This is a genomic window from Xanthomonas cucurbitae, from assembly GCF_002939885.1.
In the GTDB taxonomy this organism is placed as follows: domain Bacteria; phylum Pseudomonadota; class Gammaproteobacteria; order Xanthomonadales; family Xanthomonadaceae; genus Xanthomonas; species Xanthomonas cucurbitae.
The window spans coordinates 35,681-52,372 of record NZ_MDED01000008.1; the positions used below are offsets into that span (position 1 = coordinate 35,681).

Sequence of the window (16,692 nt, forward strand, 5' to 3'; positions counted from 1 at the left end):
GCCAGCTTTGGCACGTCGCGCTGGCGGCAGCGCATGCGCACATGCCGCAACCACGAAACCACTCATGACTTTGGTGCAGCAGCAGCGCTTGCGTCGAGGCGATTCCAGTCCGGCGTTGACGCCTGCTGCATCCAGCGCACGAAGAAGTCCAGCAGACGGCGTCTGCCATAGTCGCCGCCAGCACCATGATCGCCACCCGGCACCACCAGCAGGTCGAAATCCTTGCCCGCCTTGATGAGACGATCGGCGACCTGGAAGGTGCTCGCCGGATCCACATTCATGTCCATGTCGCCGGTGATGAGCAGCAAATGCCCCTGTAAACGCGCGGCATTTTCAACGTTCGACGATTCAGCGTACCACGGCCCTACCGGCCATCCCATCCATTGCTCATTCCACCAGATCTTGTCCATGCGGTTGTCGTGACAGCCGGAATTGGCCACGCCCGCAACGTAGAACTCTGGATGAAACAGCAGTGCACCCAAGGCATTCTGCCCGCCGGCCGAGGTGCCGTAGACGCCCACGCCGCCTTCGATGTCATACCACGGGTATTGCGCGGCGGCGGCCTTGTGCCAGGCGATGCGATCGGGCAGGCCGGCATCCTTGAGATTGCGCCACGCCACATCGTGAAACGCGCGCGACCGATTATTGGTGCCCATGCCGTCGATCTGTGCGACCGCGAACCCTAGCGCAGTCAACGAGGAGACCCTGGGACTGAACGTCTTTGGCACGAATGAGCCTTGCGGGCCAGCGTAAATATTCTCGACGACGCGGTAGCGTTGGTGCGAATCGAACCGCTGGGGCCGATGGATGACGCCCCATATCTCGGTCTTGCCATCACGCCCGACACTGTGGAAGGGCAGTGGCGGTTGCCACCCGCTGGCCAGCAAGCGGCTCAGATCGGTTTTTTCGACGGTCTGCACCAGCCCGCCATCGGCGCTGCGACGCAGCTCAAGCACCGGGCCCAGGTCCACGCGCGAAGACAGGTCTACAAACCACTTTCCATCTGGCGAATAGCTCACCTGATGATCGGCCGCCGTGGGCGTCAGCGCGGTCAGACCGCTGCCATCCAGACCAATGCGGTACGCGTGCCGGTAATACGGGTCTTCTCCGGCCTGCATGCCCGATGCAGTGAAATACAGCTGCCCGGTGGCCTGATCGACATGGTCGATCTTGCGTACGACCCAATCGCCACGCGTCACCTGGCGGATCACCTCACCGCGGTGTCCGTCGTAGAGATACACATGCTCCCAGCCGTCGCGTTCGGAGGCCCACAGGATCTGCTTGCCATCGGCTAGATCCTCGCGCGCATATTTGCCGCCATTCTCGTGGTCGCCGCTGAGTGGGGAATATTCGATGAAGGTGGGCGATGTTTCCTCGATCAAGGTGCGCGCCACTGCCGTGCGCGCATCCACCTCGATCACGCGATACAGCTGGTGCCCGCGCGCGTTGTACTCGAAGGTGAAGCCGCGGCTGTCCTTCCACCACTGAATGTTCTTCAGCGTAAAGGCGTTGGGCAGCAGCGTCATCGCCACCGGATGGGCCGCACCGCTGCTGATGTCGAACAACACCGGCTGCATCACCGGCAGCGCATCGCCTGGCTTGGGATAGATCTGCTGATGCAGCTTGGGCTGCACGCGATCGGCCGGCGCCGATTCGATGTAGTACACGATATGCGGCGGCGGCGCTTTGACCCGATAGGCGGCCAGGTGCTGAGAGTCGGGCGACCATTCCACGCTATCAATGGCGTAGTAGTCGCCGCTGCTGCCGTCGCGGCTGAGAACCCGCCGTTTGCCGCCGCTTGTGGGCGCAATCATCAGGTTGCCCTGCTCCACCCAGGCGCGCCAGCGCCCATCCGGCGACGCCTTGGCGGTGTGCTCGCCCTGCTTGAGCGGCAGCGCCATGTCCATCGTTTCGGGCTGTTCGTCCTCGTCGGGTTGATGCTCGCAGCGATAACGTGCCAGATCGCATTGCCAGCCCCGGCGCGCCAGTTGGAAGCCCAGGCGCTGCTGCGCAAGGGTTGGCTGTTTCAGTGCCAGTGCGGCTGCATCGACGTCGTGCGCGCCGGCCTGCGTCAGGGCCGCCGCCAGCCGCGCATGGTCGAAGGCCAGCGTGTTGCGACCGCTGGCGGCATCCACCAGGCGATACTCGATGCCGGGCGCCTGATTGGCGCGCGCCACGCCGCGCTGATACAGGAAGTGCCCCGCATCCACCCACACCGGCTCGGTGGGTTGCCGATCGACCAGCGAGGCATAATGATCGGACAGACCAATGGCCTGCGCATATTGCGCGGCCGTCGGTGCAGCCGTGGCGAACGCAAGGCCCGGCCACAGCGCAACGCCCAGACACCACGCAGCGATGCGGCAATGACGACGAGTTGATGGGTGCGACATGTGCATCCTCATGCAGGCACTGGTACGAAAGAGCGCTCAGCGCGCATCACAGCGTGCGGCATCGGCGGCAGTGGCGGTTGGTAGACGCTGCGGTTGCGGCGCCAGGACTTCCCATTCCTGTACGGCAAGCGCAGCGTGTTGGCCTTCGGTGCCGGAAGCATCCAGCATCACCCGCACACAGCGCGTGGTCACCGGTGCAAACGACACCGCGGCATCGAGACTGCTGGGGCCGTCATGCGAGTGTTTGGGCTGCACCGGTTGCCACCGTCCGTCCTGGCGGAACTCCAGCTGCCAATGCGCCGGTGGGGCCACACCAATGGACGCACCGGCCGGCTGGTCAGCCCAGAACACGATGCGTGTGCGATCCAGCGTCACCGGCTGCGCCCAGCTGTATTGAAGCCACTGCTGGGGTGGATTGTCGGGTGTCCAGCTGCCCCACATCTGCGGTGGCAACGGGTTGGCTTTGACAACGCCGTCGTTGAGCGCGGCCATCCAGTACTGCACGGGAATATCCGGGCCGTTGGACGCGCTGGCATAGGCAAATGGCGCCTGATTGCGCTGCGGCGGTGTCGGCGGCACCGGGCGCCGGGTCGGGATGACAGGACGGATGCTGGCCGGCTGGGTCGTGTCGTCCCACTCCAGGCGGTCGATGGCCACGCTGCGCCTGAAATGCCCGCCTCCATGCGCATCGGCGGTGTGATACACCAGATACCACTGGCCTTTGAACGCAACGATGCCCGGGTGCGAGGTGGTCGATGACACCGGCGGCAGCACGATGCCGCGATACGTCCATGGACCGAGCGGCGTCGGTGCGCTGGCGTAGGCAATGCACGCGTGATAGCGCGTGGGTGTACACGCCGAGCGACGCCCAGCGTTGTTGGCCGCATACGCCAGGTAGTAACTGCCGTTGCGTTTGAACAGCCAAGGCGCTTCAAAATAGCCTTCAAGCGTATCGACCCGCACCGGGCTGCCCTTGAAACTCACCATGTCGCGCTGCAGCTCCACGCCGTACAACGCGCCAAAGGTGCCCCAGTACAGATACACGCGCCCGTCGTCGTCCACCAGCACGGTGGGGTCGATGTTCTGGATGGTGTTGGCCGTGGGTACCGACTGGGACACCACCGGCCCTTGCGGATGCACATCGGTCCACGGGCCGAGCGGGCTGTCGGACACCGCCACGCCGATCGCGAACGGATCTTGATTGGTCGACTTGCGCTGCTGCACCGGTGCATACAGGTAATAGCGTCGGTCCGGGCCTTGCACGATCTGTGCGGCATAGGCGTAACGCTTTTCCGCCCAGGCGAAGACCTGCTGCGGTTGCAGGAAATCGCGGTAATGCGTCCACTGCCCGCTGGCCGGGTCGCTGCTGACGAACATCTGCCAGCCGGGCATGTCGAAGGCATTGAGATCGGGTGCAGCGGTGTCGCGCCCTGCCACGATGTATAACTTGCCGTCCGCCACCAAGGGCGCCGGATCCGCCGAATACCCACTACCGTCGGCAAGAATCGGGTTGCCGGGCGCGTCTAGATGTTCACCTTGCAGGGTGACTGCGCTGCACGCTGGAACAGCGCAAGTAGCCAACGCGCATACCAGTGCGACACGACGAGTGAGCATGCCGATCATGGCGTGGCCGACGTGATCTGCAACGTGAGTGGCACCGACATCTGCCCGGTGGGTGCACGCCCCTGCGCCGTCCCGGTGAGCGTGATGGTGCCGGGCTGCGCATACCGCGACGGCGGCAGCGCAGGCCATTGCACGGCAAGGCGCTCACGTGAGCCGTCGTTGTATTGCACGGTGACAAAGCCCGGCAGCGTCGGCGTGCGCCCCGCAACGGCGGTCACCACCGGCAATGCCTGCACGGTATTGATCTGCCCCGGTGGCGTTGCGCGTACCCAGATGGTGGCCTTGACCGGCATGACGCCTTCCAGCAAGCCTTGCAGTTCCACCGCGCCCTCGCTGGAGAGCCGGCTCAGCGGCAGTTCGGGCCACTGCACCGCAACCGGCAACACGCTGCCATCGGCAAAGAAAGCGGTGACCGTTTGTGGCAGGGCCGGCAGCTGGCCAGGAGCGGTGCGCAGCGCGATCTCTTCCACGCGACTGGGCAGCTCTGACTCCACCTGCCACTCATCCACCCCTAGCGCTGCATGTCCGTTCGAAGTGGTCTGGGTGGCCAGGACCGCGCGCAGGCCGGTGGTGATGACGGGCGCGAAACTGGCCGTGCTGGCCGTTCCCGGCGCGGCAATCGGATAACCGCCAGCGCTTGCGATGTCCTGCCACTGCCCTTCGCGCAGGTATTGCAGCTTCCAGTTGCCCGGTGGTGCAACGCCGCCACCGGGTTGGTCATCCCACAGATACAGCGCGCTGGACGATATCCGTACCGGCAACGCCCACTGGTACTGCAACCAGACCGACGCCGGTTGCGCGCGGCCGTAACTCCCCCAGCGCCGTGCGTTGTTGGGTACGCTCCCTGTGGGCGGGAGGAAGCCATCGTTGAGCGCCTCAACACGATGATGCGCACTGGTGACTTCGGCGCTGACGGTTGCCAGGCCTTGTAACGGAATGCTGCGCAATGCAGGCGCTGCGGGCGCATCCACGTGCACATCGGCATGCCCTTCGCCCGTGCCATCGCTGGCGGTCAAGCGCAGTACGTAGTGCCCGGCATGGGTAAACCGCACCGCTGTCTGCAATGCGGCCGGATCGGCAAACAACGCATCGCCACCGTCCGGGCCGTGCTGCATCTGCCACCGCAGGCGCAGCGGCTCGCCGGAGACGTCACTGGCACCGACGCGGCCGCGCAGCACAACGCTCTCGGGCGCGGCCGGGTCGTCCAGTTGCCGTGCCTGCACCTGCGGTGGCACAGGGCCGCTCGCTGCTGGTACCGCAGCGCCGGTGTGGAAAAGCTGCAGTTCCTTGATCCCCGTCCGTGCACTGCCCGCGTGCCTGACGACCACGCGCAGGAACTGTGCCCGAATCGCCGGGAAGCGCACCCGATTGCGATTGCCCTGCGCAAATGGCGTATCGCGCACCTGTCCCGGCACCGCTTTCCACTCGGTACCGAGCCGATACTGCAGCGTGTAGCTCCATGGCGCGGCATAACCAGCACGCGTGCCAGAGGGAAAGCCGTGATGTGTCCCTTCAGGCGAAGAGCTCCGATAGAAATACAGCACCACCTGATCCAGCTCTTGAGCGCTGCCCAGATCCAGTGCAATCCAGTCACTGTCGGTGGGTGAGCCACGCGTGCCCCAGAACGGCAAGCTGGCAGTGCTGCCGTCTACCGCAGCGGCCGCAGCAAGACCCGGTGCTGCAAAGCTCGCGCTGACCGCCGCGCCTTCGGCAAGGTTTCGGCTTGCGGCGCCGGTGAGTGCCACATCCATGCCAGCCTTGGCCAGAATCTGGGCCGTGCGCGAGCCGGCGGCAATGCCCACCTGCGCCATCGGCGCCAGCTGGGCGCGATGCGATTCCAGCACCTGCACAGGCTCGTTGCCATTGACCGCATCCGGCGCCGCGCTCACCTGCCCGCTTTCCGGGTCGAAGATGACATGCGCCAGACGATCCACGCGAAAGGCCAGATTGCCATCCAGAAAGACGCTATAGCCCTTGCCGACCTTGCTGCCGTAATGGGTACCGTCGCGGTCCCAGACGATGGTCAGATTACGGTCGCGATAGCGCAGATTGTCGGCGGCGAAATGATCCCAGCCGATATCGATGGGATACAGCTCGATCTTGGTGTCGCTGCGTGGACGCAGGCCCATCGCATCTTCGATCATGCTGAAATTGGTGGCACCCAGCTGGGTATGGTGAATCCACGAACGATAGCCGATGCTGCCGCCATCGGCCGCACTGCCCTTGGCCCAGAACTCGTTCTGGTCCGGATACCGGTTGTCGCCATTGATGTAGGGCGCCCAGGCGTTCCAGTACAGCAGGCTACGGTAGCTCTTGGCGCTGAGATACTGGTTGGGATAGTCGCGCAATGCCGCACCCAACAAGCGAAACGCCACGGTCGCGTTGATGGTGGAAAAATTATTGCTGCCCGCCTCGCCGCCCTTGGCGCGCGCCTGCATATCGAACTGATTGGCGGTGTAGAACGGAAACAGCGGGTACTGCGCTGAATCGGCAAACAAGCGTAGTGCACGCACGTACTTGGGAGAGTAGTCCGCATCACCCTGCTTGGGCATCAGGCCCACGCTGAACGGGTAGTAGTTATTGGTTTCCTTCCAATCCACCGGCAGCAGCGGCCCACTGGCCTGGCGGTGCTTGAGCAGCTCGCCATGCAGCCCCACCGAATCGGCCGCCGCGCTATGGTCTTGCCACAGCACGTCCAGCACGGCCTGGCGGATGCGCCGCGCGGTGGCCTGCATGCGCTGCGCGGTGGCGATATCGCCGGCCAGCAAGGCCGCCTGGGCAGCCGCCTGCGCGTTGGCATACACGTAGGCACTTTCGGTGCGATCCATGCGGATTTCACCATGCCGCTTCGCCCAATCGAAGGACACCGCATCGGCATCGTTACCGGTCATCGCCGCCCAGTCGTATTCGATCAACCCGTTGTGATTGAGATCGTAAGCGGCAAGTAGCCCGTCCACATCGCCGCTGCCGTAGCGGGCGAGCTTTTGGGCCAGTGCGACCGGGCCGCCATGCACCTGCATCGATCGCCACGCCGAGTCGGTGACGTACTGCGCATAGGAGTTGGACCAGTTTTCCGGCGAGCCAGGATTGTCGGTGTACTTGCCGCCGCCAGCGGTTTCTCCGGTACTGAGCCAACTGCCGTAGGCGTACACCGGATCGCGCAGGTATTTCAGATCGTCCAGAAACATGCAGGTGGTCAGCACGATGGCGTTGTTGTAGCCGAGCACACCCTCGATGGCGACCGGAAACTGGTAATCGTTGCCCGGCACGTTGGCATCGAGCAGGTTGAAGCGCAGCAGCCACCAGCGATAGAACAGGCTTTTGGTGATGCTTTCGTTGGGCGTGTCCAGATATGGAAGGTTGTCCACCCACCAGCGGTTGTAGGCGGTCACCTGCTGCTGATAGGCCTGCTGCGGCGATTGCGCGGCAATGCGCTGGTACTCGGCACGCGCCTCGGGCAACTCATCGGTCAGCAGGCCCAGTTGCAGCTTGATGGCGGGCGCGTCGCCAGCGGCAGGCACGGCCACCTCGCGCACCAGGCGCTTGCCATCGACCCGAAAACCATCACCGGATAGCCGTGGAAACACCGTGGTGATGGCGTTGTAGGCATCGAATGCACCGGTCAGTTCGTTGCCTTGGGCATGCTGGGCCATTGGCGAGAGCGCCTGCACCGACAAGGTATGCGCCGCACCGTCCAGGCTGGAGAACACCATGCTGGCCACCGCCACGTTCTGCTCAGTGATGTACTTGACCAGGCGCATCCGCACGCCGGCCGTGGCATCGTCGAACACGGTGCTGAAATAGCTCGGCGTCTGGCGCCGCTGGCCTGCACGCTCCTTCCACTGCACGGCGGCCGTGCCCTGGGTGGATTCAATCCGGAACAGCGCGTCGAAATCGGTGGCATGCCAGTACGCAGCCTGCCCGACGAAGCCGGGAATCTCTGGCGCATGCGCAGACAGATAGGCCGCACGCCCACGCGAGAACAACCAATTGTTCGACTCGTCGAAGCCACCTTCGGTGCCCTCGCGCGCCAGCATGCGATCGATCCAGAAATCGTTACCCGGTGTCTGCCCCGCCCCTCGCGCAAGATCGGCAGCGTAGATTCTGGCCAACTGTCCATCGGGGGCGAACTCCGCCCCCGTCTCCGGCAGCGGATGCGCCAGCCCACGAAACTTCGGCTCGCCTATCGCTGCATTGGTCATGGCCACCAGCGGGGCATGCACCTGCTTGGCGATGACCGACATCGCCATCAGCAGGCTGGGCACCCATAGGAGCGTGATGAGCAGGTAGCGCCCTCGCACAGCCGAAGCACACCACTGCTGGCGCACCAATGCCCCCAGACCACGGATCAACATGCAGACGGCTCCCCCGGACGTGAATATAGACAACGCCCGCGGACAGTTGCATCTTGCCGATCAGGCATCAGGACCACCATCGCTGCGGGTGAGCTGCAGGTCCTTTGCCAACAGGCGCCCCTGCATGCACGCGAACGAACGCGCCGCCATGCATGGAGCACCGCCCCTCAGGCCACCCGTGCTGCAGTGCTATTGCATCGGATTGATTCACGCGCGTCCACTGCACTGCGCCGCAGGCATGACTGGTGCGTGCGGCGCTACCACAAGCATCGGCGCCTCTCAAAATTCCACCCGCAGCCGGCTCCAGAAATAGCGCCCCAGCGTGTCGTAGGTGGAGGCCTCGGTGTTGGCTGCATTGGAGTAGCTGTAGAAGCGTGGCGGCGCACGATTGCCCACGTTGTCTATCCCCAACGCAAGCGTGCTGTGCAGTGCGGCAAACTTCCGGCTCACCGATGCATCGTGGTACACCACCGAGCCGATCTTGAAATAGCGGCAACTGCCATCGGCATTGGTGTCGGCGCAGAAGTTCTGGTACTGGCTGCCGTTGACGGTGTGCCCCAGGTAGCGCGTACTCCAGCTCGCATGCCACGGGCCGTTGTCCCAGGCCAGGTTGGCCACCGCACGCCAACGCGGCATGTTGCCCCAACTGGAATTTTCACCAACGTAGTTGTGCGGGTCGCCCGCAAAGCTGTAGTTGGAGAAGAAGGTCGCATCCAGCCCGGCGGACAGATCGCCCCAGGCGGTCTTGGTCAGCGTGTAGTGAATGCCGGCGTCATAGCCTCGCACGTCGACCTTGCCACTGTTGTAGGCAAACGGCACCGACACGCGGGTCAAGTTGCCGGCGGCATCGCGCTGGATCAGTGGGCAGAACCCAGGTTGGCGTCCCTCAAAGCAATCGTTGATGACTTGCTGGAATCCGAGCCCGGCCAGCATGTCGTCCAGCACCACCCGCCAGCTGTCGGCGTTGAGCGACAACCCGCTCACAAACTCAGGGTCGTACACGATGCCGACATTGTAGGAGCGGCCGCGCTCGGGCTTGAGCTGGAAACCAACATTATTGGAGCCGGATGTCACCAGATTGAACCGCTCGGTATTGGTGAAACTGCCATTATTGGGCACGTTGACGCAGGCTGGATTACCCGGGCCGGTGTAGCCATTGCACGGGTCCTGGAAGCCGCTGGTGTTATCGACAATGCCGCTGAACGGCGACCCGTAGAGATCTCCCAGCGCTGGCGCACGGAAGACCTGCGAGCCGGTGGCGCGAACCAGCAGATTGGCAATCGGCCGCCATTCGATCGCCACCTTGCTGTTGGTCGTACTGCCCCAGGCATCGTAGTTGGAATAGCGCGAGCCCAGGTTCAAGTTCAAGCTGCTGGCCAGCGGCACGTCCGTGAGCAAGGGCACCAGCAGCTCCGCATAGGCCTCACGCACCGACTCGCCACGCCCCTGCTTGAGGATACAGCCGTCGTTGTAGTCGCAATTGCCGTTGGCGTCGGCAGCGGCCACCGTGCTGCTGGTGCCTTGTGCAAACGAGTTGGTGCGGTAGACCAGGCCCACCGCCGCCTGCACGGCACCGGCCGGCAGCTTGAACAGATCGCCGTTGGCGCTGATATCGACAAACCGCATCTGGCTCCTGTCGATCAGGTCGACCGGCCGCTGCGTTCCGCGCAATGCAGCAATGGTTGCCGGGTCGTTGGGGTTGAACACGTTGATCGGTGTACAGCCGGCAATTACCGCGCCCGGTGCGCCGCACCTGACCACACCATCACTATCCAGGAATGACGGCCCCACCGCGTTGTTCAAGATGGACGTCACCGAAAAACCGGTGCGTACCAGCGTGTCCTTGTAACGCGCAGAACCGGCTGCAGCATCCCATTGCCAACTGGTGTCCTGCACGCGCCCGCGCAAGCCGGCGACGATATTGGTCTGGAACATGTTTGCGGTGTAGACGCGCTGGTTGGCCTGCGTGGAGCGCAACAGATAACGGTCGAGCTGGTCGCCGAAGGGGTTGTAGTAATTGTCGACCGCGCCCTGCATCTCCAGGCCGAACGCATCCAGCCGCGAGATGGTCTCGCTACTGGTCCAGAACACGTCCATGTAGCCCTGCACGTTCGGGGTGAAATCGAAGCTGCCGTGCAACGAGGCGTTGGTGCGCGTGATCGGGGTAATTAGATATTGGGCATCATAGACGTTGTAGCCATCGGTCGCGCTTTGATAGGGGCGGAACGCCGATTGATCCACCGGTCCAGGCGCAACACCATCTGCTGGCGTGAAGATCCGCCCGTCCTTCAGAAAGGCACGCGTGTTGCCGCCACGGTCTTCGACGATCTGCCCATCAAGGAATTGCACCGCCTTGGCCGCGTAGCTGCGGTCACGATTGAACACCGGATTCATCGAGTTGCGGCTGAGCCCCAGGATCAATCCACCGCGCTCCCAGGTCTTGCCCCACTCCAGCCCGAGGGTGCGGCGGTTGGCATCCCCGTGCATGCTCTGTGCGTAATCCACCGTCGCCGCAAAACCGTCGTACTTGTCCTTGAGGATGATGTTGACCACACCGCCAATCGCATCGGAACCATAGACCGATGACGCGCCATCGGTCAGGACTTCCACACGTTCCACCATCGCCACCGGAATCGCATTGACGTCCACGCCCGGCGCCGAGGCCACGCTGCTGGCAGGGCCAGCCATGCGATGGCCATTGACCAGCACCAGGGTGCGCTCGGCGCCCAGATTACGCAGCGAGACCAATGCGCGACCATGGCTGAACCCGGAATTGAACGCCGGGCCGGGCATGAAACCGGCCATCGCCGGCATCCGTTGCAGCAACTGTCCCAGCGTGTTCTGACCGCTGTCTTCGATGCGCTGGCGATCGATGACGATGACCGGACTGGCGGTTTCGGCATCAACACGCCGTAAATGGGTGCCGGTGACGTTGATCTGGTCCAGCGTCTGAGTGACGTTGTCCGTGGTGTCGGTGCGCTGCTGCGCTGCAGCAGGTAGCGCAGCCAGCGGCAAGGCCAGCAAGATGGCGTTGCGCAGGCAAGTCGTTTTCAGAAGAGGACATCGCGGCGCAGCAACGAAGCGACTCGGTGACATCGAGAATCCTTAAGTGCTTTCACAAGAGAAAGGCTCATCCAACGGGCACGGCATTGCCGCACCGCGACGGTGCCAGATGAGAGAACGATCACCACAGAAAACATCACCACCCTGCCGATAGAGCGCAGGTATCCATCACGCTGCAGCGCTGCCCCCTGGGAGCGCATGCTCGACCACTGTCGAGCCGGGTGAAAAAAGCTTGCGACAACCTCAAGACAGCGTCTTGACGAATTTATGCAACTGACATGCGGAAATTTGTGGGTTTACCGTGTTTGTCGGCATGGGAGCCTATAACGGCTCATCATTGCAGCGATTAACTGGTTGAGACACATGCCCGCAGCGGTCGACATGACAGCCACGCCGCTGCGTGCAGCGCTGACACAACGGATATGCGATAGGGACGCAGCTTGCATCAAACGCCGATTGACTGGCCGTCGATCAACAAGCGCACAGCGGTTGGCAAACCCGCTGCAGCCGATCGATCATTGCACGGCCAGCACGCACGGCCAGTGGCAACGGGTGCATCGGCAATGCACGATGCCCTGCCACCCGCCGGTGCTGCGGCGACTCAGCCATACCACGCCTGTACGTTCACCGTGGCCGCGCCTGTCGGCAGCGCCACGCGGTCGGCATGCCGCCCCTGCAGGGCTGCCGGCGTATCGCCGATCAACACCCGCTGCAACCGCGTGCCCGCTGGCGTGCGCAATGTAAGCCAGGTGCGTTCTGGTGCCTGCTCCGGCAACTGCACCTGTGCATCGATACGACGCGCCTGAACATCGGTGCGCAGCGTCAGGCTGACCTTGCCCCAGCGTGTGGGCGCAGCGGTCATACTCACCGCCGCACCACTGCCCAGCCATGCGCGCGGCACGGCGCGCGCCAGAAACAGCTCATTGCCCGCACTGTCCTCGCTGACCAGCATCCAGCGCAGCAGGAGCGGAATGGTCATCTGCGCGGGCATGCAGAACAGTGGCATACCGCCGGTGATGCCGCTGACCTCGCCTGCCGTCCAGCTGCCCCGCGTATGCACCTGGTAGCGGTGCGCATACACGAACAGCAGGTACTCCTCGATGCGGTCCAGGCGCAAGAGTTGTTGCGCATAGCCGTAGGAGATAAAGCCAAGCAGGTCGCGACTGCCCGGCTCGGGGGGGGCGATGTTGGCCACCACGCCGATGCTGGTGCCGCCATGGCCGCGCAGGCAGTCGATGACCAGGTGGGCCAGGTCATCGGGCAGCACGTCGGCCTGCAGCAACTCGGCATAGGCGCGATGCGGCCATTGCTGTTCGCTGGGCTTTTCCTGCAGCAATGATTGGCGAAAGGTCAGCGTGGTGCCCGGCAGTGGGCCCACGTACGGCGGTGACAGGTCGCGGCGCACGTTCGCACGCAGGCTGCGCTCAAGGCGTGCGCGCACCTGCCCGGCGCGGCGCTGCCATTGCGCAGCCGTCGCCGCATCGCCGCCCAGCGTGCTCCAGACCTGTGCAATGTCTTCCCAGCCGCGGATCGCCAGCGCGCTGTTGGCGTAGTACGGCTTCCACCATAACGACGGATCGGGAAACAGACAGGCATCGGATTCGTTCCAGCCATGCAGCAAGCCGTACCCGTGCGCCTTGCGCGGCAGCGCCAGGGCCTGGTCGTGCAGGTCGCACAAGACCTGCGCGGTGGCGGCGATCTTGGGCAGCAGCCGGCGCAGGCGCGTTGCATCGCCGGTATAGCGCAGATAGCGCGCCAGCAGCGCCAGGGTCAGCCCGAACTGCCCCACCTCCGGCCCGCGCATGTTCGGCAGGCCATTGTCCTGCACGAACGCGTCGAAGTAGTTGTCGAGCACCGCCGCCGCCTGCGCGAAGCGCCCCCATTCCAGGTTGGCGTACAACGAACTGGTGAAGGTGTCCTGGAAGCCGTCGTACTCGTTGCCGTAGTAGTCGCGTTCCACCGCACCGTACTTGGGATAGTCGCCACCGGGCCGCACCACCAGCTCGCGCGCGAAGGCGAACTGCGCCATGTCGTTCCAGCTGGCATCGGGCAGCTGTGCCTGTCGCGTGCCGGCCAGCGCCTGCTGCCAATACGCGGCGAAATCAAGCAACGCCGCATAGAACTGCTCGGCCGTGGCGGCAGTGCGGGTGGTGCCGAAGGCCGGGTAACTGTGGGTGTAGTGCGCGGCGACGATCTGCCCACCGCGCACCTGCAGCGTGCGGTGCCAGGTCTGCACCACGAAGCGGTCGGTGGCGCGCACATCGGCGAAGACCAGCACCTCGTACCAGGCATCGGCTTCGCCCTCGCGGCGCATCACCTTGCGTGCGGCCGGCATCCAACCGCCCAGCATGCCTTCGGCGCGGCGTTTGATGAGGGCTTCTTCGCCCAGTTCGGCAAAGGCGTGTTCCGGCCGCGCGGTCCGACTGCGGCCGTTGGGCAGGATGGGCATGGTGTCCAGCGCTTCGCGCGTGCCGACGAAGGTGGTCCATGGCCAGCGGCCGCCGTTGTCTTTGGGATCGAGCAACGACGCCGGCGGCGGCGCCACATCGCGCACCTGCGCTTCGTCCGGGTCGCCATCGCGCAACAGGCGGTCGGCGAGCAGGTCCGCGTCGGCCATGGCCACATGCGCCAGTGGCAGGCCGAAGTACGGCGGGGTCGCCGCCGGATACGCCGCTTCCAGGCGCTTGCCCAGCCGCAGCACACCGGCATCGGTGCACAGCATCAGGGCGCCTTGCGGATCATCCAGCTGCTCGTAGACCGTCCAGTCCTGTTGCAGATGCCGAAAACTGCAGAGCCTGCTACCCGATTGGGTGGCCGATGACTGCGTCTCCAGCTGCGGGACCGCGACCGCCAGCGGCGCAGCGGCCGCTGCCGCACCAGCAGGCGCCGCCCATGCCGCGCCGACGCCAACCGCCGCGGTCGCCACCACGCCCTGCTGCAGAAAGGTTCTCCGGTCCATCATTGCGCCCTTGAAGGATTCCCCCTGCATCCTGCGCGTGGGTACCGGCCACGTCTTGTGGCACATGCCTGGAGCGCATGCGGAAATGCGCATACAACGCGTCAATCGCACGCCCCTGGCCGGCCATCGCGCGTCACATGCCGCTAGGCAGTGGCGTCATCGGGCGAGCGAGGTTTGTCCCGGATCGTGACCACAGCCATCCAAATCGAAATCGAGCGTCGCCGCCCTCTCGTTCGCCCCCGGGTGCCTTGCGGCGTACTCACGCCTCCGGCAGGCGTGGACCAGCACCGTGGCCTGCTGGAGGCATCTGCCCGCACCGGACCACGGTGCGGACGCTAATCAGGCCAACACGTCCAACAGGCTGCCCAACGCCGCGTCGGAGCGGCGCAGCACTGCGGCGTTGGCCTGGAAATCGTTGCGTGCCGACAACCCATCGACCAGGTCCGTGACCGGTGCGGCGGGATCGGAGGGCGCCTCCACCACACGGGCCGCCACGCCGCCATTGGCCTGCGTGCTGGCCGCCACCGCCTGGCGTGGGCTGCCGTCCACCGGCTGCCGGGCCACGTTACTGGCGGCAACCTGCTGGCGCAGCGCGGCGGCCTGCATTCCGGAACTGGCGATGGTGCTGATGCTCATGGAGGTTCCGCTGCGTGAGTGAGTGAAGTCATGCGGTCGTCAACGCGAGTAGACAACCAAGCTACCGTAACCGTCAGTCAGTAGGTGCCGACACGCACCCGCAGCACCACCGGCTCCGGGCTGCTGGGGCCACCACGGCCAAAATTGAGCCCGTAGTCGGTCTGGTCGCCGTTGAGCTGCTTGTCCACCTGCCAGCGTCCGTCGACGTACCGCCCCTGCTCCACCCGCAACAGTTGCCCATGACGGGTATCGGCCGCCTCGCGGAAAAATTCAATGCGCGCGGCCATCCCGGTGACCAGGAAGTCCTCCGGCCCCAGCTGCGCCACCAGCAGGCGCCCGGCGTGATCGTCGTTGCCCGGCAGGATCGCCGGCGCATCGCCCCACATCGGCGCGCCGAACGACACCCTGGCCTGCCAATCGCCAAAGCGCAGCGTGCGTTGCGGCAGGCCGGGCTGTTCGGCCACGCCCTGTAGCCGGCCTTCGAACGCGGCCAGCGCCAGCACCCGCTGCAACGGCGCCAGCAACTGGAAATTGGCCGCATGCGCGGCGGTGGCGGCGCGATTGGCCTCGGTGTCCGGGTTGCCATCCATGCCGAACACCGAAAACCCCACTCCGCCCTGCCCCAGCACATGGAACAGGTATGGCGCGGTCGCCGCTTCGAACCCGGTCTCCGACACCCAGGCCGGGTTGTCCGGCCGCGCATACTGGCCGATGACCTTGGTGTATTCGTTGTAATCGTTGGTGTAGATGTCGGTCCCGATGAAATCGATCGACGGCGTGGCCGCGCGCCACAGCGCAAACACGTTCACCGTGGCCCCGCCGGACGGATAATCCAGGCCCGGATAACGCTTGCCCTTGTAGCGCAACCAGGTATTGACGTAGAGCGGCAGCGGATACACACGCTTGCCGGCAGCGGCCACCTGTTCGATGTACGCCGCCGTGGCGTGCGCGTTGAACGCCTCGGCGGCCTCCGCGCCGAACAGCTGCTGCCAGCTGCCGGCGGGCTTGCCCAGTGCCGTGGCGATGGCGGCCGGCACCGGCTGCGCAAACGCCGCCTCGCCCACCGCACTGTGGTCACGCACCGTCCCGATCGCACCGGGTTCGTTCTCCACCTGCACCAGGATCACCGTGTGGCGGTCGCCATCGACCTTGCGCAGGTGCTGCATCAGCGCAGTGAACGCGCGCGCATCGGCCTGCACGTTGGCCGCCACATGCGGCGACAGCACGTCCACCGGCTCGCCATTGGCATCGCGCATGCGCGGGTAGCTGGCTTCGTCGCGCTTGATCCATTCGGGCACGTAATGCATCTGCCCGTTCTTCCAGCTGCCGAACCACAGCAGCGCCACGCGCAACCCACGCTTGCGCGCACCGGCGATCAACGCATCCACGTTGGTGGTATCGAACCGGCCAGGCGCCGGTTCGAACTGTTCCCAATACACCGGTGCTTCCACCGTGTTGGCGTGCAGGGCAACCACCTGATCCAGCGCCTTTGGCAATACCGCCGGCCAGGCGCTGGAATTGTGCAGCTGAGCGGCCAATATCGTGTACGGCGCGCCATCGACGAAGACCGCGTGGCGGCCGTTCTGGCTGACGAAACGTGGCAGTTCTTCCGCGCCAGCCGCCGGCGAGAACGCACCAGCCAGCAACCCCAGCACACCCACCGCAA

General features: G+C 64.8%; 6 protein-coding genes and 1 pseudogene. All 7 read right to left on the minus strand.

Annotated elements, in window-relative coordinates; genetic code table 11:
* Nucleotides 1–62: 62 nt before the first annotated feature.
* Nucleotides 63–2,390 (minus strand): S9 family peptidase, encoded by a 2,328-nt coding sequence (locus tag XcuCFBP2542_RS06230; RefSeq protein WP_208800553.1) that lies wholly within the window; start codon nucleotides 2,388–2,390, stop codon nucleotides 63–65.
* A 36-nt stretch (nucleotides 2,391–2,426) separates the two neighbouring features.
* The gene (locus XcuCFBP2542_RS06235; RefSeq protein ID WP_104602749.1) at nucleotides 2,427–4,013 is read right to left on the minus strand and encodes a family 43 glycosylhydrolase; all 1,587 of its coding nucleotides are present in this window, start codon (nucleotides 4,011–4,013) and stop codon (nucleotides 2,427–2,429) included.
* A complete protein-coding gene (locus tag XcuCFBP2542_RS06240) occupies nucleotides 4,010–8,263 on the minus strand; it encodes an Ig-like domain-containing protein (protein WP_104602803.1) in 4,254 nt (1,417 codons plus the stop codon). Before XcuCFBP2542_RS06240 ends, XcuCFBP2542_RS06235 begins: the two co-directional genes overlap by 4 nt.
* A 384-nt stretch (nucleotides 8,264–8,647) precedes the next feature.
* Nucleotides 8,648–11,464: a TonB-dependent receptor domain-containing protein gene (locus tag XcuCFBP2542_RS06245; protein ID WP_104602750.1), complete on the minus strand. Its 2,817-nt coding sequence runs from the start codon at nucleotides 11,462–11,464 to the stop codon at nucleotides 8,648–8,650.
* Between the two features lie 568 nt (nucleotides 11,465–12,032).
* A complete protein-coding gene (locus XcuCFBP2542_RS06250; protein ID WP_104602804.1) occupies nucleotides 12,033–14,390 on the minus strand; it encodes a glucosidase family protein in 2,358 nt (785 codons plus the stop codon).
* A gap of 339 nt (nucleotides 14,391–14,729) precedes the next feature.
* Nucleotides 14,730–15,026 carry a flagellar basal body rod protein FlgC gene (locus tag XcuCFBP2542_RS06255; RefSeq protein ID WP_104602751.1) on the minus strand — a complete coding sequence of 99 codons (297 nt, stop codon included), beginning with the start codon at nucleotides 15,024–15,026 and terminating at the stop codon, nucleotides 14,730–14,732.
* A 77-nt stretch (nucleotides 15,027–15,103) separates the two neighbouring features.
* Nucleotides 15,104–16,645: pseudogene (locus tag XcuCFBP2542_RS06260) on the minus strand (DUF5597 domain-containing protein); the annotation flags it as partial.
* Nucleotides 16,646–16,692: the final 47 nt, after the last annotated feature.

What these genes read in the sequence shown, in the direction of transcription:
- XcuCFBP2542_RS06230 (WP_208800553.1), bottom strand. Translation starts at nt 2,390, where the DNA reads ATGTCGCACCCATCAACTCGTCGTCATTGCCGCATCGCTGCGTGGTGT.
- XcuCFBP2542_RS06235 (WP_104602749.1), bottom strand. Translation starts at nt 4,013, where the DNA reads ATGATCGGCATGCTCACTCGTCGTGTCGCACTGGTATGCGCGTTGGCT.
- XcuCFBP2542_RS06240 (WP_104602803.1), bottom strand. Translation starts at nt 8,263, where the DNA reads ATGGCGATGTCGGTCATCGCCAAGCAGGTGCATGCCCCGCTGGTGGCC.
- XcuCFBP2542_RS06245 (WP_104602750.1), bottom strand. Translation starts at nt 11,464, where the DNA reads ATGTCACCGAGTCGCTTCGTTGCTGCGCCGCGATGTCCTCTTCTGAAA.
- XcuCFBP2542_RS06250 (WP_104602804.1), bottom strand. Translation starts at nt 14,390, where the DNA reads ATGGACCGGAGAACCTTTCTGCAGCAGGGCGTGGTGGCGACCGCGGCG.
- XcuCFBP2542_RS06255 (WP_104602751.1), bottom strand. Translation starts at nt 15,026, where the DNA reads ATGAGCATCAGCACCATCGCCAGTTCCGGAATGCAGGCCGCCGCGCTG.